Below are 22,024 nucleotides of genomic sequence, written 5' to 3' on the forward strand. Positions count from 1 at the left end.
CCGTAATTGTGATGTAAGCGTATTTATTACTTTTTTGAGTTGACACAGCTTGTTTTTTTCTGTAATCTCAGTGTGTCAATTCAATTAGGAACTTCGTTAGGTGAGGCTCCTGTATGGAGATACGCTGCTGCCCAAAAATGTCCAAAGACGCCAATGGGTCAACAGAAATCATCGACATAAGGTGATTTTTAATGCAGCTGGATGCTTGTCCTATGCCATACAGTGCTAAAGCTCTACGATTGAAGGCGCCCGCACGCTTTTTTTGCCGTGCTTCTTTCACCTTCAATCCCGAAGGCTTTTTTTATGCCTTTAAAACGAAACCAATCAAAGGAGGTGCGGAGTATGGATTCTCCCCATTCGAGTCAATCTGAAGAAGTACCCATATACTATGACAGCAAGACAATTGATTACACGATGAGGAGACGAACTGCCGCACCTTCTGGCGAGGCCGGCACGTCTCCGTAGAGGAGGTACGAGTCCCGATGGTTCAAAACATGACCTATGACGAACTCATTTTACGCATCATTATTTTACTGCGAGACGGGAAAATCAGGGATTTCAGAAGTGTTATTGATGAGCTTCAGCCCTATGACATGGCATTTATTTTTAAAGAAATGCCGGAAAAACACCGCGCCCGCTATTTATCTTATTTAACTGTAGACGATATCACTGATATGATCGGGGAGCTGGAACGCGAATTTCAGCTTGTCGTCTTAAATAAAGTCGGAAAAACAAAAGCAACACTGGCGATGAACAAAATGGACAACGATGACCTCGCTCAATTGCTTGAAGAAATGGACGAAGAACTGAAGGAACAGCTTTTGTCCAGCATGGAAGCGTCAGAGTCAAAAGCTGTACAGCTCTTGATGAATTACCCGGCTGAATCAGCGGGACGCATGATGACAAACCGGTATGTGTGGATCCCTCAGCATTACACGGTAAAAGACGCGGTCGTCAAACTGAAAAGCTTCGCTGAAATAGCTGAATCGATCAACTACTTATATGTTATTAATGAAAGCAAACAGCTGGTTGGGGTTCTTTCCTACCGCGATTTGATTCTGGGTGAACCTGAAGAAAAGGTGCAGGATTTAATGTTTACCCGCGTCATATCAGCAGATGCTCTTCAGGACCAGGAAGAAGTTGCCCGCCTGATAGAACGTTACGATTTTTTGGCAATACCGGTTGTAGAAGAAAACAACGTGCTTGTCGGCATTGTGACGGTCGATGATATTATCGACGTTGTTATTCGGGAAGCTGATGAGGATTACGAAAAATTTGCCGCTTCCGGTAAAGACATCACCTTTGACACAAAAGCTTACGTGGCGGCATACCGGCGCCTGCCATGGCTGATTTTACTCTTGTTTATCGGACTGATTTCAGGAAGCATTATCAGCTATTTTGAAGACGCGCTGAAGCAAGTTGTCGCGCTTGCGTTTTTCATGCCGATGGTGTCAGGGATGACAGGAAATACGGGAACACAATCTCTCGCGGTTGTTATCAGAGGTTTGTCTAAAGAAGAAATGAACAAAAAAACGATTGTGCGCCTGATCTTCCGGGAGTTCAGAACAAGTATTTTTATCGGAGCGGTTTGTTCTGTGCTGATTGCGATTGTCTCCATCATATGGCAGGGGAATGCGCTTTTGGGATTTGTTGTCGCCTCTTCACTGTTCTTAACCTTAATCATCGGCACGATGTCAGGAACGATTATCCCTATTATTTTGCACAAACTGAAAGTAGACCCGGCAATTGCTTCTGGACCGCTGATTACAACGTTAAACGATATTTTATCTTTATTAATCTACTTTGGCATTGCCACTGCATTCATTCACTCATTATAAACGTAAAAAGTCCGTCTCAACTGCGAGCCGGACTTTTAATATTTAACGGTTTTTGTACCGAAAGTGAGCATTAAGCTGCCCCTCCAGCATTTTTTTCCGCACTTGCGGATCGTTTTTTAACATCTGTTCTTTTTTGCGCATATCCTTTAAAATCTCTGCCGTCTGTACGCCGTCTTCACGCTTATTGGCGATATCCATCAGCCGCTCCACATCGGCAAAGGAGTATTTTCTTGTGCCCCTTGAAGAACGCTGCGGGTAAATGAGCTTTCGTTCCTCATAATACCTGATCTGTCTTACGGACAATCCTGTCAATTCACTCACAATTCCGATTGAAATCACTTTTTTGTCTTTATAAGAATGATCTTCTGTGGTCATTTTTCCACCCCTGGATGTCTTTTGATAATAGTATATAAAAAACAAAGAGAAAAAACCTGACGCTTGTCATATTTTCTAACATCAAATAGAAGATTTTTGAAAAAATACGGAAGAAAAATTAACAAGAATAATGCGTAACACCCAAGCGCGTTTTATCCTTTATGTAACGAATCAAACGAGGAGGAAGGATAATCATGGAGGAAGAAAAAGCAGTCTCACTGGCAAAAGAAATTATAGAGTTGGATATCAAGCGTGATGAAATGCTGGAGACGTTTATGCAGCTTGCCGGAGAACAGGCTTTTCAATTATTAAGATCGGTTCAAAACGGACAATACCGAAAATCTTCGTAAACATAAATTCTTTACATTAGATTCATACCACGTTCATTTAAAAAGAGTATCTTTTGTATAGGATACCTCAAAATGAAGGAGGACGCTATGAGTAATTTATTGAAATCAGCTTTAGAAAAAGAACGAAGCCATTATTCTGAAAAACTCTATCAGATTGGGGTTTATAATAAAGAGGTCATGAACAAAATGACGATTTCTGAGCTTCGGAAAGAATACGCTTATTTCTTTCGAAGCATTACAAATCATAAAAATTATCCTTATACAAGATAATGTATAAGGATTTTTTTGCTTTTAGAAGGAATTTCTCGAATTATAGCGAATACGTATAGTAAGGGACTGAACTCTTATTATATGTAAGGGTTTTCATTATTTTTTTATAAAAATCCTATATACGAGGTAGATATGATGAGATTATCGTTTAACGAAGAAGAAGTTGAGCGTGCGATGAATTTGTACAGAGTTTTTGCAAGGGCTTTCAAAAGTGTGTCCGAACATAGTATCCGTGATAGCAAAGAGCACGGTTTTAATCCCACTGAATTTGCTGTACTGGAGCTCCTGTACACAAGAGGCCCGCAAAAATTACAGCAAATTGGGTCGAGACTTCTGCTTGTAAGCGGAAACGTCACATATGTTATTGACAAACTAGAAAGAAACGGGTTTTTAGTTAGGGAGCAGGACCCGAAAGATAAACGCTCTGTTTACGCACATTTAACTGACAAAGGAAATGAGTATTTGGATAAAATTTATCCGATTCATGCACTGCGTATTGCGAGAGCGTTTTCAGGTCTTTCGCCTGATGAACAGGACCAGCTGATCGTCCTGCTCAAGAAAGCAGGCATACACAGCCAGCATTTGCTGTTTCGTTAACTATTCTACACTCTCTATTTCAGGAGAGTGTTTTTTTGATTCCATATGATTCTTTTTAAAACATCTTCAATCTTCCTATCAGACATTTCGCCAAGGTATCCATTGACGTGTTTTTTATACTCCTTCCTCTGTTCGTTCGATTGAAAAAATGCCGCGATATACTCTTCTGCTTTCTGCATGTCCCAGTTTCTCATATCTGTGACGAGTTTCCTTTCATGTAGGAGGTTTAAATTCATTTCCTCCTGTCCCGGCAGTGCATGATAAATAAATACCGGAAGCCGTTTCTGTAAGCATTCACTGATGGTCACGCCTCCGGGTTTAGTCATGATGCCTGTCGCCTGTTCGTACAAACGGTTCATCTCTGCTTTGCTGTGAAGGTAAGAAATCGCCTCGATCAAGGGGTGGTGTAAACTTTTGACATAGGAGTAGAGCTTTTCGTTTCTGCCGCATAATATTTTGTATAAGATCTTTCCGCCTGGCGACAGTTCCTGCACCCATTTTAAAATCCTGCCGACCCCCATACTGCCCCCTGTGATGATGATGGTATATGGCGGGTGGTGCTGCAAGGTATCTGCTGATTCCATTTCAAAATTTCGGTGAACTGGAATACCGGTCAAGTATATGTTGTTCTGATCGATCCCCTCTGATATTAGCTGCTTCTTTACTTCCGTGCTCGGAACAAAATGGTAATCAATGTTCTTCCGTCCCCATAATTGATTCACGAAAAAATCAGTGTATACATTCACAACCGTCAGATTCGGATATTCAGGCTTTAGTCGGTTCAGCAGATAAGAAGGCAGCGCATGTGTGCAGAAGGCGATATCAGGCTGTTTTTCTTGGAGGATGTGCCTCATTTGCTGTGTGAACAGCCATTCGTACATGAAATAGCGTTTGTCATGCTGGAATTCTCCGCAGGCGAGGAGCCTGTAAATGCCGCTGTACGTTTTCGGGAAATATTGAATCCATTTTAAATAAGCCACGGAGGACAATTTTTCTAACCGGCTATACGCATGTGAAAAGATATCAATCTTTTCAGCTGCCAGCCCTTGAGACTCTAATTCAGCCTGCAATGCATCAGCCACATGATGATGGCCGGTGGAAATGCTTAAAAAAGGAAAAATGAGAATGTTTTTCATGACAGTCCTCCTAAAAAAATATGGCAACTATATTTTGAGGAGAACGTTCACAAAATATAAGGGTGTTTTTGATCATAAGGAAGGTGAAAAGATGAAAACCTGTTTCCTTTCCATATGGAGAGTGGTTGACCCGATTTATTTCTTTTTTTCAAGGCTAAGCTTGATTGACAACGATCAAAAAAGCGTTTTTCGAGTCAGGCTGACGAAGTATAAAGGACATCATGTCGTGCTTAGTGATGGAACGCATATTAGAAAAAATGATGTGCTCGTTAAAATTCATCTGCATAACATAAAGCTGATCAGGGAGCTTCAAAGCATTGAGAGCGCAGTCAGAAAGGGAATCATTATTTATCAGAAAGTATATCAATCGATGCCGCTTCTTCTTGACTATATCAACAATCATAAAAAAAGCGAGAAAATCAAAGGAATCATTGGGATTACAATGCTTGACAAAGGTGTGGAAAGGCTCGGCTTTGATGTGATCACCCCGGTGAATCCTTTTTACAGATGCTTTAAAAAAGTGTCCCATGTGCCGATTTTATATTTGACTTCAAAGCCTGTGAGCTTGCGGCATTTACCGAATTCATCCTATTTGTTTATCTCAAAAGAAAAGCTGCAGAAAACCTATCAAAAAAAAGACTGATGCCTCGGTCAGCACAGTCTTTTTTGATTAAATCTGATGAAATGTCACTTCAGGGCGGCTTCCGACACGGATATTTACGCCGGTTTGTCCCAAACCCTCGCTGATATAAAATGGTTTATCGTGATGATAATGAAGGCCTTTAATCATGTTCATTCGCACGAGCTTGCCCATTTTTACCAAATGATACGGTTTTGGCCAGTGAATTTGCCCGCCGTGAAAATGCCCTGACAGCAGGTAATCATAATGAACATCTTTCATATCCAGAATAATATTTGGGTCATGTGTTAAGACAAGATGATAGCCATTTTCCAGACTTTGATAAGAGCCGGTGATATTACTTCGATTCGTACTGTAATCATCAATGCCGATAATATTGACTGGCCCTGCAGCCGTCTCGATTCGAACATGTTCATTTTGCAGCGTGATACAGCCGTTTTCCTCTAAAACTCGCTTCAATCTCTGAAAGTCCTCTTCTTTCAATACATAATCGTGGTTACCGAACACCGCGTACATTCCATATGCAGGCTTTAGCTTTTGCAAGGCGTTCAAGTAACCTGCCAGCTTCGGAATATTACGTTTCCGATCAAGAAAATCCCCGGTAAGAGCAATGATGTCCACAGGCTGATCTTTTGTTAAATGATACAGCTCCTCAGGTGAGACTGAAATGTTTTCCAAGTGAAGATCTGATAAATGAAGGATATTTAATTTTTTTCTGGCTGGAAGGCCGTCTTTTTGGTCGATTGAAATGGTGTTGACTTTCACATCTTTTGTATTGCGGTTCGCTTTATATAGAAATGGCACAAATACGAGTATGGCCAATGAAAGTAAGATTGTAAACAAAATATATCCCCTCCCTTCTATCAGTATAGTAAGTGATCAAGCCCTATGGATAGCGGGAATTAATGGGTAGAGACAGGTTGAAAAACGGATTGTCATATGATGAATGATTTGGAAGGGAAAAGGGATAATAAATTTTGACACATGAGGCAGAACATGCCGACGGAGTCAGAATAACAAATGGATGTGTAAGCAATGTTACGATTGATGAGACAACAAAAAAAAGAAACATATTATCTCTGGATCGCATTATTTCTTCTTTTATTGTATGTATCCCCGCTTTTTATTTTAAAGGAAGATGCCCATATCCGGGTCCACGATAATTTAGATTCCAACATCGCTTGGTACAAGGTTCTGGCCGATAGCGGAGAAATCGTCGGCAAGGTTGACGCTGCCATTCCGCAAATCATTAACGGGCTGCCCCGGGATGCCTTTGGCACCGAGTGGAGCGGAATTGTTTGGCTCCATGCTTTCTTTTCTTCCATGACCGCCTATGCAATAAGCCAGACGGTTACAAGAGTTGTCGCTTTTTTTGGAATGTATGTGCTGCTGAAGAAACATATAATCCCGGAACCAAAAGCGGCTTTCATCCGAATTGGCGTATCGCTTGCATTTGCCTTAACACCGTTCTGGCCTTCGGGAATGCTGAGTACGCTTGGGTACCCTTTGGCACTGTGGGCTTTTTTAAATATCCGAAAAGGGGATATCTCATGGAGAGAGTGGCTGACGCTGGGCTTGCTCCCTCTATACTCAAGCTTTGTTCTAGGTTTCTTCTTTTTCCTGGCAGGGATGGCGTGTTTTTGGCTGTATGATGCCATTACAAAAAGAAGATGGAATTTGATGTTCTTAGGCAGTATTGCATTTATGACGAGTATCTATCTTTTCGTTGAATATCGGCTTGTCTATTCGATGCTGTTTGAACACGCACCGATGCATCGTATCGAATTTATCTCATCCAGGCATGACGTTTGGCATTCTCTTCGGCTATCCGTAAAAAACTTTGTCTATGGCCATAATCATGTGATGACCGTTCATACCGTTGTCATCCTTCCGATCCTGCTGGTCGTATTTGCTGCTCTGCTGTTCAAACGAAATCGGACAAAGCCAGAAAATGTTTATCTGTTTTTATGTGTGCTTAATTACGGATTGTCATTATGGTATGCGTTTTGGTTCAACAAAATTTGGGCTGTTCCAAAGCAGAAATTTGCCTTTTTAGCAGAATTTAATTTTGCCCGTTTTCATTTTCTTCGGCCGCTTGTTATATACGTGAGCTTTGCGCTTGCTTTATATCTCATTTGGCGGATGGGGAAAGGATGGAAATGGCTTGTGTACGCCGCAGTCGCTGCACAGCTGATGGTGTTGGCGCCTTTTAATGAAGAATATACGTATGGCGTTCATTACAACGCACCGACATTCAAGGAGTTTTATGCATCGGAGCAATTTAAAGAGATTAAGGAATATATCGGACGTCCGCAGGATTCGTACAGGGTGGCGAGCATCGGACTGCATCCGTCTATCGCCCAATATAACGGGTTTTATACGTTAGATACGTATAACAATCTGTATCCGCTTTCATATAAATATGAATTTAGGAAAATCATTGAAAAAGAGCTGGAAAAAAATTCTCGGCTGAAACAATATTTTGATGAATGGGGCAGCCGCTGCTACCTTTTTGTCGATGAACTCGGTAAACGATATGATTTCAAAAAGAACTCGAAGAAAACGATCAACAACCTTCAATTAAATACAGATGTATTTAAAAAAATGGGTGGACGGTACATTTTTTCTTCAGTTCCGATCATGAATGCTGAACAAAACCATCTCGCGCTCGTAAAGACGTTTGACCATAAAGATTCCGCTTGGCGCATTTATTTATATGAAACAAGATAAGGAGGATATCGATTGAAACAGTCACAGCCAGTATTAACCATCGTCGTCCCGTGTTTCAATGAAGAGGAAGTGTTTCAAGAAACAAGCCGTCAGCTGACAGAGGTTGTAGATGATTTAATTGAAGAAAAATTAATTGCTGAAGACAGTAAAATTCTGTTTGTCGATGATGGCAGCAAAGACCGCACTTGGGCTTTGATTGCTATGGAGAGCATAAGAAACAAGAAGGTTACCGGCTTAAAATTAGCCTGCAATGTCGGCCACCAAAAAGCGCTTTTAGCCGGACTGCATAAAGCGAAGAATAGGTCAGACTGCGTCATTTCAATCGATGCTGATCTTCAGGACGACATCTCTGTGATCCGGGATTTTATGCTGAAATATCATGAGGGCTGCGAGATCGTTTACGGTGTACGCCGGAGCAGAAAAACCGATACCTTTTTCAAGCGCACGACCGCGTTAGGGTTTTATCGTCTCATGAATAAGCTTGGGATTAAATTAATTTATAATCATGCTGATTTTCGTTTAATGAATAAAAGGTCCCTCGAAGAGCTTGAGCGTTATCCGGAAGCGAATCTGTTTTTAAGAGGTATTGTCCCCATGATCGGCTTTAAATCGGCCGAAGTTTTGTATGACCGCAAGGAACGCTTTGCCGGCAAAACGAAATATCCGCTGAAAAAGATGCTATCCTTCGCTTTTAACGGGATTACTTCATTCAGTGTCGCACCAATTCGATTCTTTACGCTTTTAGGGTTTGTTTTGTTTTTCCTCAGCGCTGTGGCAGGGATTGGCGCGTTTATTCAAAAGCTGCTCGGCCATACGAATGCAGGCTGGGCGTCTCTTATCATATCCATTTGGTTTTTGGGCGGGCTGCAATTGATGGGAATTGGAATCATCGGAGAGTATATTGGAACGATTTTTTCTGAAGTGAAAAGACGGCCGAAATACGCGATTGATATTGATTTGTATAATGAACAGCTGAGCCCGCTTCAGCGCCAGGAAAAAGAGCGGTTAGAAAAAAAGTACAGTTAAACACGGAAAGAGCTGACTTCATTAGTCAGCTCTTTTTCTTCAACTGATGCAATATAGCGCTAAGCGGTTCGTCTTGCGGGTTGCGGTAAAAATCAAAAAATGGGCAGCCCTGCTTCTTAATTCGATCGATGACCGTATCAATTGTAAACAGAGCGGGTGTTAAAGATGATTGCACCTCATGCCAGTAGAGCGGGGCTGCAACAGTCCCAAGCTCATTTCCTCTCGTCGAATAGGGACAGATAATCGTTTTTCCTTCTGCATGCTGCAAATAATCAAGATACAATTTGCCGTGTCTGTTTTTAATCAAGCGTTCAGTGGTAAATAGCTCGGGAAATGCATTGGTGCAGTACTCTGCGATTAGCTGCGTAAATTGGCGTGTTTCTTCATACGTAAATGCCTCGGGAGACAAGGGAATATAAAGCTGGATGCCTTTGTTGCCGGACAGCTTCGGGTACGATGTGATGCCAAAGGAATCCAACAGCCGCTTCAGTTCATTTGCGGCCTGCACGGCCATAAGAAAGTCATCTCGCGAAGGCGGGTCTAAATCAATGACAATCTCAGCTGGACGCCTGCTTTTAATGGTTTGAAAAGGAACGTGAAACTCCAAAGCAAGCTGGTTGCAAAGCCATAACAATGTAGACATATCCTCACAGACAATATGTTCATGGCTTCCATCATAGAAGGACTGAACAAAATCCGGCGCATAGTCCGGCTTGTTTTTTTGGAAAAATGATTCGCTCCTAGATCCATGCGGATAGCGTATGACGGTGACAGCCCGGTTTTTCAGAAATGGGAGCAGATAGTCACTGACTTCAATCATATACTGAATAAAATCTTCTTTTGTTTTTTTATTCATTTCAAATATGATTTTATCCAGGCTTGTGAACTGGAGTTTTGGGTGAACCGGTTTGGAGTGTCGTATGACTTGCGCATACGTGCATTCGGTCCAGTCCATTTGGAATTCGAAACCGATAAACGATACCTCTCTTAATGTGCCTTGGAGAATTGTTAAGTATTGAACAGCTGCACAAATCGAAGGTTCAAGCGTAAATTCGCCTGAGGGTGTTTGATGTCCGTGCTGTTCCATAATCTCGCGTATAGCGCTTTTTTCCTCATCGCGCATTCCGTGCGAGACAGAGGCAATCGGTGTCATTATTCCGTTTTTTAACACCGATACCGTCAGAAACCCGTTGTTAGGGTTGAACCCTGTTATGCAAACATAAGCTTTTTTAAAGTTTTTATATTTGAGCCAATCGGACGACCGCTTCTTTTCAAGCCATTTGCTGTTTGTTTTCTTCGCTACAATTCCTTCTCCGTCATATTTTATTACCATCTCCCAGAGTTGATCAAAATGATCATAACAGGGAATGGATTGAATGGTTTCTTTTGCGTAAGGATCTGGAGATGCAGGAAGCTTTGCTGCGGATATGAGTTCACGCAGCGATTTTTTGCGGTCCAAATACGAAAGAAGCGTTACATCTTCTCCGCTTCGCTCTAACAAATCAAAGGCGAGAAAGCAGCACGGCCGCGCGTTTGCCGATTCCTGAATCTTGTCTGGCCTTTTCAAACGCCCCCGCACTTGAAGGTGTTCAAAATCTGCACGACAAGGATTCACCAAACATACGATTTCACCATCAAGTGTCAGCGGAAGCTCTTTTTCCATGTGCTGAAAGGCAGTTTTGGCGAATTGTGTGATTTCAGGGAAGGTGCTGCTGAGCTCCACACCATTTCTGCTGGTTAAGGTCACACCTGAAGAATGGATGCGGAGAATACAGCGGTACCCATCATATTTTACTTCGTAACGCCATTCTGCTCCGATTGGCGGTGACGAAGTTAAAACCGGCTGCATGGTAAACGCCATGCGCTATGATGTGCCGGAGGCTTTTTTTCTAGTTGTTTTTTGTTTTTTATCTCCGGCTCCTTTCGGTTCAGCGGCTTGTGCAGGTGCGGCAGCCGGTGTCTCCCGGTTCGGCCTTCTGGTTCTGTCGATGCTGGCTTGCAGAGCGCTTACCAGGTCAATGACATCTTCACGAGGTGGCGCTTTATCAGGAGTCACAGCCGTTTCTTTATTTTCTAGCTTGTCGTTGACTCTTTGCAGCAGCGCCTGTCGGTACGTGTCTTCATATTTCTCAGGCTCAAACTCAGCAGTCAGTTCATCTATTAATGTGATAGCAGTTTGCAGTTCCTTATCGTTTACATTCGATTGATCAGGTACACCTGGGACATGAGCGGCGCTTCTGACCTCATCGGGATAATGGATAGACTCCATGACGATACAATTTTCATAAACACGGAGAATCGCCAGCTGCTGCTTTGACCTGATTGTCATATTGGCGATACCGATCTTTCCGGTTGAGCGCAGCGCCTCACGCAGCAGGGTATAGGCCTTCGTCCCATTATCCCCGGGGCCGACAAAGTAGGAGCGGTTAAAATAAATCGGATCAATTTCCTGAAGCTGAACAAAGTCAACAATCTCAACTGCTTTCTCCTCATGCTCCTGTTTTAAGCTTTTTAAATCTTCGTCTGTCAGTACTACATATTTCCCTTTTACATATTCATATCCCTTCACAATTTCATCAGGACTAAGAGTTTTTTCGCAATTTGTGCAAACTTTCTCGTATTTGATTGGTGCGTGATCCTCTTTATGGAGGCTGCGCAGTTTAATATCTTTATCTTCTGTGGCCGCATATAGCTTGATGGGGATGTTTACTAATCCGAAGCTGATCGATCCCTTCCACATTGTATGCATATCGATAAACCCCTTTTTTTCTTTAGTGTGAAGAGAAGGAGTACGATTCATGTGTAGTAACTTATGGGTGAAAAAAAGCCGGCGCTGTTATTGCGACGGCTGTTCAATAATGAATTGTTCGAATTGTTCCGGAGGTATTGGCCTGCTGAAAAAGAAGCCCTGCAAATGGTCGCAGCCTTTTTCAAAAAGAAGCTGCTTTTGAGCTGCATTTTCCACACCTTCGGCAATCACCTGCAAAGACAGCTGATGCCCCATGGCAATAATAGCTCCGGTAATTTGCTCTGATTTAGGATGGGTCTGAATATCGTCAATAAATGATTTGTCAATCTTCAGCCTGTGAATCGGGAAGTCCTTCAAATAGCTAAGAGAGCTGTGACCAGTACCGAAATCGTCAATACTGATTCTGATTCCTAATTCTGTTAGGGATGACAAAACCTTTTTGGAGTGATCGAGATTGTCCATTGTCATGCTTTCCGTCACCTCCACTTCAAGAAGCTGCGGAGGAAGCTGGTATTTATTAAGCGTATCCTTGATGAGGGGAATCAGATCTTTAGATTGAAACTGTCTGGCGGAAATATTAATGGCGACAGAAAGATCATAGCCTTTGTCGTGCCAAATCCTTGCCTGCTTGCATGCTTCATCTATAATCCACTTTCCGATATCAATAATAAGTCCCGTTTCTTCTGCGACACCGATGAATTCTCCGGGCGGACGCAGTTGCCCGTCTGGTGTCACAAGGCGTATCAGTGCTTCTGCTCCTGTCATTTTTTGTTTTTTTACACTGAATTGCGGCTGATAATGCAAGACAAATCTATCGTTTTCGATTGCTTCTCTGAGTACCATCTCTTGGTTAAGCTTGACGGTTTCTTTGTTGCCGATTGAAAAAGAATAGTATCTGTATTTGCTTTTGTTTCGTTCTTTAGCCGCATACATCGCCATATCAGCCTTTTTCATCAATTCAAGGCCATCCGTCCCGTCTTTTGGAGATATCGCAATCCCGATACTGACAGATGTGACAAGGGTGTGATCTTGAATCTTGAAAGGTTTTTTGAATATTTGGATAATTTTTCTTGCTAAAACATCTGCTTCGCCTGTTCCTGTATTGGCGTCTGTTAATATAATAATAAATTCATCACCGCCAAGACGGGCGATAAATCCGTTATCAGGGACTACAGATGACAAACGTTTAGCCGCAAACTGAAGCAGTTGATCGCCGACATTATGCCCTAATGCATCGTTAATCACTTTAAACCGGTTTAAGTCGAGAAAGAATACAACGGTGTTATAATGCAAGGTATGCTCGCGATTCAGTACCTTTGTTAGATGAGAGATGGCATGTCTTCTGTTAGGTAAGTCTGTAAGCGAATCATAATGAGCCATTCTATGGATTTCTTTTTCTGCTTTGTACTGCTTCGTCATGTCTTTGCAAATGACATAAATGCTGTCCAGTTCTTGATTGACCTCAACAGGTATGAGCGTAATATTTAAGTGAAACTGGCCTTTTTCAGTGATAAGTTCGCTATCGCTGTTCATCGCTTGTTTATCTTTTTTAACTTGCTCAAAAAGGCGCTTAATCTTCTGTGATGTGTAATTCCTCCAGTCATGCATGCTGAAGCCAAATTTGCTGATCATTTCCTCACCAGCGTGATTGGAAGATATTATGTCTCCTTCTAATGATAAAATAAAGATTGCATCAATATTGTGGACGATTAAAGACTGAAATCGCTGTTCGTTATCCTTTATGCGTTCGCTCTGTTTAATAAACTTTCGATCTGCATGGGAACTGAATAACAATAACGTTTGGATACAAAAAATAATTAAAGTAACAAAAATTGACCAATGAAACGTTTGCACCTCCATATGGCTTCCGGGCGGAGCCATGTCCTTATGGAAAGTTGCCGCAAGCATCCCTGTGTAGTGCATGCCCGAAATCCCAATGCCCATTACAATTGAACTGACGACTTTATAGAATATAAGATGCTCAGAATGTTTTTTTACGGCCAAGTCAAAGAATATTTTTAACGAGACGAAAGAGGCTGCAATCGCAATGATAATTGAAACTGTAAATAAAATAGGTTCGTAAATAATCATTACCCGGGAAATGGCAGACATTCCGATATAGTGCATAGAAGCAATAGATGCGCCAAGCACAACTGATCCGGTAAGCAGTCTGTAATATGTAAGGATGTGCCGGCTGACAAAATATAATGACACAAATGATCCCGAAACAGATGCGCCAATGGCTGCCATTAAAGGCATGAATTCATATTCCATCGGCATTTCCATATGGACGGCCATCATCCCTACAAAATGCATTGACCAAATACCGAATCCCATAATAAGTGAGCCGCCGATCAGCCAAATTTTACTTTTTAAGCCTGTATTGATGGTGACTTTCCTTGAAAGTTCAAGGGAAATATACGAGGCGGTACAGGCAATTAGAATAGATAAACATATGAGAGTCGTATTATATGTAACGTGTATTTCCAAATGGAGATTCCCCCCGTATCGTGTGTTCCAGTCTTGTTGACTCTCTTTATTATCGGCTGCTTAACCGCAGAGTTTCAGCCTTCAAAACGATAGAAATACGAGGGAGATCTATTTTTAGTTCAACTGACCGTGAAAAATGTGTTAAAATCATCTTGATGTTTTCCGAAAAAACAAAAATGTATGATACATAAACATGAAACAAGGGAGTTGGTGGCTATCGAAGAGCTGGTTATGTCATGGATAGAAGCATTTAAAAGCTTATCTTATTTTGGAATATTTCTAGCGCTCAGCATTGAGTTTATTCCGGCCGAAGTCGTCTTGCCGCTTGCGGGTTATTGGGTATCTAAAGGCGATATGACACTTGCCGGCGTTGTTTTGGCAGGATCGCTTGGGGGAGTGGCCGGTCCGCTTACGCTGTATTGGATAGGCCGGTACGGAGGAAGGCCGTTTCTTGAACGTTTTGGAAAGTATCTCTTTATTAAACCTGAAGCGCTTGATAAGTCAGATAAATTTTTCAAAAAACATGGGGGCTTTGTCGCGTTTAGCGGCCGTTTCTTGCCTGGCATCAGGACATTGATTTCCATACCGTGCGGAATTGCAAAAATGAATGTTTGGGTGTTTTCGCTTTATACATTCATTGCTATGCTTCCGATTACATTTGTATATGTTTATCTCGGTGTGAAGCTCGGTGAAAATTGGAAGGAAGTCGGCTCTATTCTTGATCAATATATGCTTCCGATCGGGATAGCGATTTTGGCGCTGTTCCTGCTCTACTTACTGATGAAAAAGAGGAAGAAACGCACGCATTCCGAACAATTATCTGTATTTTTAAAAAATAAACGTTGACAAATCATTGCGCTGCGCATATCATTGACGTATAAAATCATATTTCTTGAAATCCCAAAGGGGAGTAGCGTCCGGAATGTACTCCGGAAACAAAGTCGTCATTTCATGGATTGTATCCATCGGCTTTGTTGGCATGCCTGAATTCATGTCTAGCAAGACCTTTGCCTTATGTCGGCAAAGGTCTTTTTTGCATGTCCGGCCGGCATAAGATCGGATGAAGAGAAAGAAAACAACTTTTTTGGGAGGGTATCATTTATGGATGCAGCATTATTATTAGAGTATGGTTGGGTTCTTCTCGTCTTGATCGGGCTGGAAGGGATTTTAGCCGCCGATAACGCGCTGGTTATGGCGGTAATGGTAAAACATTTGCCGGAGGAAAAAAGAAAAAAAGCGTTATTTTATGGATTGGCAGGGGCTTTTGTTCTGCGATTTGGCTCTTTATTCGCCATTTCATTTTTGGTCAACGTATGGCAGGTTCAAGCGATCGGCGCGATCTATTTGCTGTATATCTCAGCAAGCCACTTATTGAAAAGATATGTATTTAAGAAAGAAGATACACATAAAGAGACGAAGCAAAGCGGTTTTTGGCCGACTGTTTTAAAAGTTGAGCTGGCAGATATCGCGTTTGCTGTTGATTCCATCTTAGCAGCAGTAGCGCTGGCGGTTACACTTCCTGGGACATCACTCCCGAAGATCGGCGGACTTGACGGAGGACAATTTCTCGTCATTTTGGCCGGCGGTATCATCGGAGTGGTGATCATGCGGTTTGCGGCTTCCATGTTTGTGAAGTTATTAAAGGAACGTCCAAGCCTAGAAACAGCAGCCTTTGTGATTGTTGGCTGGGTCGGAGTGAAGCTTGCTTTATATACGCTTGCCCATCGCGACATAGCGGTTGTTTCTGAGCACTTTATTCATTCTGGAACATGGAAGCTGATATTCTGGGGTGTCTTAGCAGCAATCGCGGTTTGCGGCTGGTTTATGTCAGGTGGGAAAAAACAGCCGGAGGGCGCACAAAACGAACAAAAAAACAGCACCCGTGAACGGGCGTAATCTGAAAGACTCTGCTTAAAAGCAGAGTCTTTTTGTGTTTGAAGCGTTTTCATAAGCGAAATAAAATAACATTTTTATAACATCTTTGTTACAAAAAACACGCATAAAACCCCCTTAATTCTTTAGAAAGGCACGAAATCATGTATAGGACGTCAGAATGGTTTGTCATAATTGAGACATTGGAAATCAATATTTCTTTTTCTCCTTTGCGAATCCCTATCAAATTAGCTATCATTAATGAGTAGTTATAGGGAGGAACTGAGGTGAAACCAGTGCTTAGCCTTTTGTTTAAATTGGGAAAAAAGAAGCAAACACTTGAAAAAGCTGTTGAGAGTATACAAAAAGGCAATAAAGATCTGCAAAATGAATTAATACAGCAATATAAGCCATTTATCGCAAAGACGGTTTCATCCGTTTGTAAACGATATATAGATGAAAAAGACGATGAGTTCAGTATTGGACTGATCGCGTTTAATGAAGCTATAGAAAAATATTCACCTGAAAAAGGAAATTCTCTGCTCGCATTTGCTGAGCTTATTATAAAAAGAAAAGTCATTGATTACATTAGAAAAGAAGCCAGAAGCGCACAAAATATAAATATCGATTTACAGGAAGGAGACGATCAGGAGTCATCACAAAGCCTGATTGAAGCCGAGCTTTCCATTGATGAATACCGCCGTCAGATTGAACAGGAGCAGAGGCGGGAGGAAATCCTCTATTTTCAAAAGCAGCTCAAGGATTATGGTTTATCGTTTAAAGAACTGCTTGAAAATTCTCCAAAGCACACGGATGCAAGGCAAAACGCCATAAAGGTGGCATTAACGCTTGTTGAACATGAAGAATTGGCCGCTATCCTGTATACAAAGAAGCAGCTTCCGGTCAAACAGCTTGAACAGCTTGTCTCTGTAAGCCGAAAAACGATTGAGAGAAACAGAAAATATATTATTGCGATGTGTATTATCATTACGGGTGATTATATTTATTTAAAAGATTATCTTAAAGGGGTGCTGCACTCATGAGAAGAGGGATTATAGTAGAGAAAAATAAAAAATTCGTCACGTTGCTGACCCCTGACGGACAATTTTTAAAAGCCAAAAATGATCGACACAGCTATGAAATCGGTGAAGAAATCATGCTTCCGAGTGAAACACGCATGGGCAGAAGGGCCAGCTTTTTTGATTTTTTTAAACTGCGCCCTTTCAAAATGGGGATTTTTACGATGACTGCTATTATGCTTTTTATTTTTATAGTTCTCCCCGTTTTTTCTAATAATAAGGCCTATGCGTATATGACAATCGATATCAATCCAAGCGTCGAAATGGCGTTAAACAGTGATTATGAAGTGATTGAACTGACGCCTCTAAACGATGAGGGACAGAAAGTCGTGAATGATATAGATGATTGGGAGAAGACTGATTTTAAAAAGGTGATTGACGATATTATAACCGACTGCAGTGAACACGGGTATGTAAAGAAATCGAAAGAAATATTGATTTCCACTGTTTATGAAAACACAGAAGACAATACATATAAAAAGGCTGTGAAAAAACAGCTGAATGATGTGACTGAAAAATATAAAACGACATACCGCATGGAATCTCTCGAGTCAGATATGCAAACGAGGGAAAAAGCGAAGAAAGAAGGCGTCTCAACAGGCAGCTACATCAAATCAAATGAAAAGAATGACAATAAAGATATAAAAGATGACTCCAGCAAACCATCCGGGGAAGAGGATCAAAAGAGTGATGAAAATGAGGATGAAAACACCGATCAAACTGACACCCAGGACAGCAAGCAAGGAGATAATGAACAGCTGAATGATGCTGATTCCGGAGACCAGAAAGAAGAGAAAGCGGATGACCAGATTGATGATAGTGACAAAGATAAAAAAATAAAGGAATCAGATGAAAACACAAATACCGAAAAAGATGGGGACCATGAGCAAACCCCAATACAAGATCCTCAAGATAAAGGAAATGAAAATAACGGCGCTGACAAGGGCCAAAGCCAATATCACAGGGACTGGAACAATGGTGAACAAGGCAAGAACCGTTCTTCGTCCAGAAGGGATAACGCTTCAGACCGACGTAATCCAAACGGCTACAGCAGTGATAATAATTCAGCTAAAAATGAAGATTCGCCGAGTGCCCCCGGCGAATAAAGACCTGAATTTATTTAGTTGTGCCATTTAATTGTGATTGTGCTTGCTGTACCAGCCGCTTTGTCATTTCTCCGCCTACAGAGCCGTTAGCGCGTGCGACTGTATCAGAACCAAGGTTCACACCGAATTCTTGAGCCACTTCGAGTTTAAATTGGTCTAGTGCCTGCTCCACCCCTGGAACAACGAGTTTATTTCTGCTCGCCATCTTTTTCATCTCCTTTTTCGATAAAGAAATTCTTAACGCGTATTTAGTTTGAAATATACGGGGTTTATTTATGCTGGCAATTGTTGTGGAGAAAAATAAAACCCCGGCCTCTGAGCCGGGGTGACGCAGACTATAGAATGTCTGCTGTCATTTTATGTGCGGTTGCCTGAATATGGAATGTCAAAATGGAGAGGACTGTAATGGCGATAATCTGTCTGATTTTAAGCCATTGGCTGTCATTCAGTTCTTCAAAACGGTGACGGAGACGCTCTGTCTCCTGTTCGGCGATCTCCTGCAGATTTGATTCTTTCATAGAAGGAGTATCTTGGTGATGGATGGCATCAAGCACATATGCGCAGCTTTCATAATAAGCAATCGGGCTGATGACATCATCAGATCTGTCTGAGATTGTGTTAAAGGCCACTTTTAAAATAGCCCGTATGTGTTCAAAGTCATAAATGGATTTTAAATCACGTACAATTAAAAGAATAACTGCCTGTTCAATTGAGTATTTTTTGCCCAGCTCAGGGTGACCGATCAGATCTTTGATATCACGCTTTACCCAGTTTTGAATCGCGGTTGACTTTAACGAAGTCAGCTCACATAAGTTGCCAAGCTCTACGATTTCATTTGTAGACAGACCGTATTCTTTTTTATGTTTTTTTCGTTCGTATCTTGTAAGAAATTCAGGAATTTCTAGATGATTGGCTGCTTTTTCTGCTGACATGTTCGCTGATTGGACGAGAATGTCGAGCGGGCTATGTTCTCCTTGTCCTTTTAGGGAATAGAGCAGCCGCACCATATCGGTTCGAGAGAGTTTAAAAATGTTCATTGTTCACCTCTTTAAACAATTTGACGCGGATATATGTCTATGTATAAGTTCAAAATTCAAGCGTCAGCAAATTACATTAACATCATACGTCGAATTCCTTGCATTTTCAAATGGATGTTTTATAATTTAAATATACGGGTTCTTTTGAACTTAAAATAACGGAGGTTGTTATGGCGAAAAGAATTTTTCTGTTTATTCTAACGAATATTTTGGTGCTTACAACAATCGGGATCGTTTTGTCTGTTTTAAGCTCTGTTACAGGAGTCGGGACGTACTTTACAGCTGATGGCGGTATCGATCCAATGGCGCTTCTTGTGTTCAGTTTAGTCGTTGGATTTGTCGGTTCCTTTACGTCTCTTGCGATGTCCAGATGGATGGCAAAGACGATGATGGGCGTCAGAGTGCTGAATCCGAAAAAACACTCGCTCAGCTATGAGGAACAGCAATTGGTTGATCGTGTTCACAGATTAAGCCGCTCTGCCGGTTTAACGAAAATGCCGGAAGTCGGGATTTACCGTTCACCTGAAGTAAACGCGTTTGCGACTGGACCGTCAAAACGCCGTTCACTTGTCGCAGTATCGTCAGGGCTGCTGGAGCAGATGGATGACGCAGCGGTTGAAGGTGTGCTTGCCCACGAGGTCGCGCATATCACAAATGGTGATATGGTAACAATGACGCTTTTACAAGGTATCGTTAATACCTTTGTCGTCTTTTTATCGCGTATCGCCGCTTGGATAGCAAGCCGTTTTGTCAAAGAAGATCTAGCGCCGATCGTTCATTTTATTGCAATGATTATTTTTCAGATTGTCTTTTCGATACTTGGCAGCCTGGTTGTGTTTGCGTATTCACGCCATCGTGAATTCCATGCTGACAGGGGAGGAGCGGATCTTGCCGGCAAGGACAAGATGATTCATGCGCTGCGGACGCTTAAAAGCTATTCTTCCCGGATTATGGAAGACGATCAGACAGCTGTCCAAACGTTAAAGATTAATGGCAAGAAGCGCTCTTCGCTTTTCTCTACTCACCCTGATTTAGATGAGCGAATCAGACGGCTGGAAGCTAAATAATACAAACACATTGTTCCTCTGAGAGAATTCTCAGAGGTTTTTTATTTTATCCATTGACTAAAATCATAAAAAAATAAGCAAGTTAAGAAAATGTTTCGTAAAAGCCTTTAAAAATGGACCTAATATCTTTAGAATAATTACCGTACTTAAAAAGAGAGGCAGAAGGATTTTACATGAGATTAAAGTTTGGAAAATTGATACAGGCCTTGTCACCGGCCCAGCTGATCGCATTATATTATTTTCTTGCAGTTACTGTGGCCGTTATATTGCTGAGTTTGCCAGCGGCCCATAAACCGGGGGCGGATTGGACGTTTATTGATGCGCTTTTTACAGCTGTCAGTTCAGTCAGTGTAACGGGACTGACAGTTGTTGATACAGCTGATACATTCAGCACAATAGGGATTTTTATATTAGCATTTGTTCTGCAATTTGGCGGAATCGGAATTATGACGCTCGGAACGTTCATTTGGCTGATCATGGGAAAACGAATCGGGCTGAAAGAACGGAAGCTGATTATGGTTGATCAAAACCAATCCCAGTTTTCAGGAATTGTCAATCTGATGAAGCAGGTACTGTTTCTGATCTTGTGGATTGAATTTTTTGGCGGGCTGATACTCGGCACATATTTCTTAACCTACTATGACTCCTATCAGGAAGCCTATTTACACGGATTTTTTGCCAGTATCAGTGCAACGACAAACGGCGGATTTGATATTACCGGTAATTCGATGATTCCATTTCGCCACGATTACTTTGTGCAGTTTATTACAATGCTTTTAATTATATTTGGAGCGATTGGATTTCCCGTGCTTGTTGAAGTAAAGGATTTCCTGTTTTCAAAGCATCGGCGTTATCCATTTACGCTTTTTACAAAGATCACGACGATTACGTTCGGCTCACTTGTCTTGTTTGGAGCCATTGGCATCTTTGCCCTGGAAGCAAACCATGCGTTCGCAGGAAAATCATGGCATGATGTTTTGTTTTTGTCCCTGTTTCAATCAACGGCAACCCGAAGCGGGGGGCTGGCAACAATCGATATCAGCCAATTATCAGATTCCACACTCTTTTTTATTTGTGCGCTAATGTTTATTGGAGCGTCGCCAAGCTCAGTCGGGGGAGGCATACGGACAACGACTTTTGCTTTGAACCTTCTTGCGCTGTTTCATTTTGCCCGCGGCAATAAGGCCGTAAAGGTATTCAAACGGGAGCTTCACCCTGCTGACTTGATGAAGTCGCTTGTTGTCACGATGATGGCGATCCTGCTCGTTTTTGGCGCGACACTCATTCTGACCATTACAGAAAAGCATTCCCTGCTGGAGCTTTTGTTTGAAGTGTGCTCGGCATTCGGTACAACCGGCCTGTCGCTTGGAATTACGGCAGATTTGAGCAGTGTTGGAAAATGCGTCATTATGATTGTCATGTTTATCGGGCGAATCGGCATCCTGACCTTCCTGTATCTGATCGGAAGAAAGGAAATTGAAGCGAATTATCACTATCCGAAAGAAAGAGTGATTATCGGATAGGCAAAACACCGCATACTTTGCGGTGTTTTTTGATTGCCAAAAAAAAGATGTGTGCCTCCTGTTCAGTTGGAGAACCTAACTTCGACAGGTGCAATTTACGCTCCTGGATCTTAAAATGTCTGAAAATTGGCGAGGAGGA

The 22,024-nt window shown here is 41.9% G+C and carries 21 protein-coding genes, 1 pseudogene and 1 riboswitch; of the genes and pseudogenes, 14 read left to right on the forward strand and 8 right to left on the reverse strand.

Translation table 11 applies throughout. From position 1 onward, the window contains the following. Positions 1-85: 85 nt before the first annotated feature. Positions 86-251: riboswitch (M-box (ykoK) riboswitch) on the forward strand. A 91-nt stretch (positions 252-342) separates the two neighbouring features. Both NSU05_RS07080 and mgtE read left to right on the forward strand, forming a co-directional pair. Next, a complete protein-coding gene (locus tag NSU05_RS07080; RefSeq protein WP_009967087.1) occupies positions 343-465 on the forward strand; it encodes a hypothetical protein in 123 nt (40 codons plus the stop codon). A gap of 17 nt (positions 466-482) precedes the next feature. Beyond that, positions 483-1,838, forward strand: coding sequence for a magnesium transporter (mgtE, locus tag NSU05_RS07085; RefSeq protein ID WP_038428860.1), 1,356 nt, complete (start codon positions 483-485; stop codon positions 1,836-1,838). Between the two features lie 42 nt (positions 1,839-1,880). Here the strand turns inward: mgtE and tnrA are convergent, their stop codons facing one another. Beyond that, positions 1,881-2,213, reverse strand: a complete 333-nt coding sequence (gene tnrA, locus NSU05_RS07090) for a MerR family transcriptional regulator TnrA (protein WP_003232541.1) — start codon at positions 2,211-2,213, stop codon at positions 1,881-1,883. A gap of 194 nt (positions 2,214-2,407) precedes the next feature. Here tnrA and NSU05_RS07095 point away from each other — a divergent pair, with 194 nt between their 5' ends. The 3 genes from NSU05_RS07095 to NSU05_RS07105 all read left to right on the forward strand — a co-directional run bounded on the left by NSU05_RS07095 (position 2,408) and on the right by NSU05_RS07105 (position 3,430). Beyond that, positions 2,408-2,563 (forward strand): hypothetical protein, encoded by a 156-nt coding sequence (locus NSU05_RS07095; protein WP_003232538.1) that lies wholly within the window; start codon positions 2,408-2,410, stop codon positions 2,561-2,563. An 87-nt stretch (positions 2,564-2,650) separates the two neighbouring features. Then, a complete protein-coding gene (gene ykoL / locus NSU05_RS07100) occupies positions 2,651-2,833 on the forward strand; it encodes a stress response protein YkoL (protein ID WP_015252233.1) in 183 nt (60 codons plus the stop codon). A 132-nt stretch (positions 2,834-2,965) separates the two neighbouring features. Beyond that, positions 2,966-3,430 (forward strand): MarR family transcriptional regulator, encoded by a 465-nt coding sequence (locus NSU05_RS07105; protein WP_003232536.1) that lies wholly within the window; start codon positions 2,966-2,968, stop codon positions 3,428-3,430. Positions 3,431-3,444: 14 nt separating this feature from the next. Here the strand turns inward: NSU05_RS07105 and NSU05_RS07110 are convergent, their stop codons facing one another. Next, positions 3,445-4,566: a glycosyl transferase gene (locus NSU05_RS07110; RefSeq protein WP_038428861.1), complete on the reverse strand. Its 1,122-nt coding sequence runs from the start codon at positions 4,564-4,566 to the stop codon at positions 3,445-3,447. A 91-nt stretch (positions 4,567-4,657) separates the two neighbouring features. Here NSU05_RS07110 and NSU05_RS07115 point away from each other — a divergent pair, with 91 nt between their 5' ends. After that, positions 4,658-5,209, forward strand: coding sequence for a hypothetical protein (locus NSU05_RS07115; RefSeq protein ID WP_003245777.1), 552 nt, complete (start codon positions 4,658-4,660; stop codon positions 5,207-5,209). Positions 5,210-5,236: 27 nt separating this feature from the next. On the opposite strand, the gene NSU05_RS07120 is transcribed toward NSU05_RS07115, so the two are convergent. After that, on the reverse strand, positions 5,237-6,049 hold the full coding sequence (locus NSU05_RS07120; protein WP_003245342.1) for a metallophosphoesterase: 813 nt from the start codon (positions 6,047-6,049) through the stop codon (positions 5,237-5,239). A 192-nt stretch (positions 6,050-6,241) separates the two neighbouring features. Here NSU05_RS07120 and NSU05_RS07125 point away from each other — a divergent pair, with 192 nt between their 5' ends. Both NSU05_RS07125 and NSU05_RS07130 read left to right on the forward strand, forming a co-directional pair. After that, positions 6,242-7,936: a DUF6044 family protein gene (locus NSU05_RS07125; RefSeq protein WP_014479610.1), complete on the forward strand. Its 1,695-nt coding sequence runs from the start codon at positions 6,242-6,244 to the stop codon at positions 7,934-7,936. Between the two features lie 12 nt (positions 7,937-7,948). After that, positions 7,949-8,962, forward strand: a complete 1,014-nt coding sequence (locus tag NSU05_RS07130) for a glycosyltransferase family 2 protein (protein WP_015252230.1) — start codon at positions 7,949-7,951, stop codon at positions 8,960-8,962. Positions 8,963-8,987: 25 nt separating this feature from the next. Here the strand turns inward: NSU05_RS07130 and NSU05_RS07135 are convergent, their stop codons facing one another. Genes NSU05_RS07135 through NSU05_RS07145 form a run of 3 tightly spaced genes read right to left on the reverse strand, consistent with a single transcriptional unit; the run spans position 8,988 to position 14,201 of the window. Continuing rightward, a complete protein-coding gene (locus NSU05_RS07135) occupies positions 8,988-10,823 on the reverse strand; it encodes a DNA ligase D (RefSeq protein ID WP_038428862.1) in 1,836 nt (611 codons plus the stop codon). A gap of 3 nt (positions 10,824-10,826) precedes the next feature. Further along, the gene (locus NSU05_RS07140; RefSeq protein ID WP_003232529.1) at positions 10,827-11,762 is read right to left on the reverse strand and encodes a Ku protein; all 936 of its coding nucleotides are present in this window, start codon (positions 11,760-11,762) and stop codon (positions 10,827-10,829) included. A gap of 36 nt (positions 11,763-11,798) precedes the next feature. Further along, a complete protein-coding gene (locus tag NSU05_RS07145; protein ID WP_038428863.1) occupies positions 11,799-14,201 on the reverse strand; it encodes an EAL domain-containing protein in 2,403 nt (800 codons plus the stop codon). A 180-nt stretch (positions 14,202-14,381) separates the two neighbouring features. Between NSU05_RS07145 and NSU05_RS07150 the strand changes: the two genes are divergently transcribed. The 4 genes and pseudogenes from NSU05_RS07150 to rsgI all read left to right on the forward strand — a co-directional run bounded on the left by NSU05_RS07150 (position 14,382) and on the right by rsgI (position 18,258). Continuing rightward, complete coding sequence (locus tag NSU05_RS07150) at positions 14,382-15,047, forward strand: DedA family protein (RefSeq protein WP_029726984.1); 666 nt, start codon at positions 14,382-14,384, stop codon at positions 15,045-15,047. Between the two features lie 76 nt (positions 15,048-15,123). Beyond that, positions 15,124-16,097, forward strand: a pseudogene (locus NSU05_RS07155) (TerC family protein). A 263-nt stretch (positions 16,098-16,360) separates the two neighbouring features. Beyond that, a complete protein-coding gene (gene sigI / locus NSU05_RS07160) occupies positions 16,361-17,116 on the forward strand; it encodes an RNA polymerase sigma factor SigI (RefSeq protein ID WP_038428865.1) in 756 nt (251 codons plus the stop codon). Then, the gene (gene rsgI / locus NSU05_RS07165) at positions 17,113-18,258 is read left to right on the forward strand and encodes an anti-sigma-I factor RsgI (RefSeq protein WP_038428866.1); all 1,146 of its coding nucleotides are present in this window, start codon (positions 17,113-17,115) and stop codon (positions 18,256-18,258) included. Before sigI ends, rsgI begins: the two co-directional genes overlap by 4 nt. Before the next feature lie 10 nt (positions 18,259-18,268). Here rsgI and sspD read toward each other — a convergent pair whose 3' ends face one another. Together sspD and htpK are read right to left on the reverse strand one after the other, a co-directional pair. Further along, entirely contained in the window at positions 18,269-18,463 is a 195-nt protein-coding gene (gene sspD / locus NSU05_RS07170; protein WP_003218568.1) for an acid-soluble spore protein SspD, read from the reverse strand. Between the two features lie 130 nt (positions 18,464-18,593). Continuing rightward, on the reverse strand, positions 18,594-19,295 hold the full coding sequence (htpK, locus tag NSU05_RS07175) for a transcriptional regulator HtpK (RefSeq protein ID WP_038428867.1): 702 nt from the start codon (positions 19,293-19,295) through the stop codon (positions 18,594-18,596). A 170-nt stretch (positions 19,296-19,465) separates the two neighbouring features. On the opposite strand from htpK, the gene htpX reads away from it, so the two are divergent. Next, complete coding sequence (gene htpX / locus NSU05_RS07180; protein ID WP_003232513.1) at positions 19,466-20,362, forward strand: protease HtpX; 897 nt, start codon at positions 19,466-19,468, stop codon at positions 20,360-20,362. A 173-nt stretch (positions 20,363-20,535) separates the two neighbouring features. Then, positions 20,536-21,885 carry a Ktr system potassium transporter KtrD gene (ktrD, locus tag NSU05_RS07185; protein WP_032725587.1) on the forward strand — a complete coding sequence of 450 codons (1,350 nt, stop codon included), beginning with the start codon at positions 20,536-20,538 and terminating at the stop codon, positions 21,883-21,885. Positions 21,886-22,024: the final 139 nt, after the last annotated feature.

Source organism: Bacillus sp. EU52, assembly GCF_037964975.1.
Lineage (GTDB): Bacteria > Bacillota > Bacilli > Bacillales > Bacillaceae > Bacillus > Bacillus subtilis.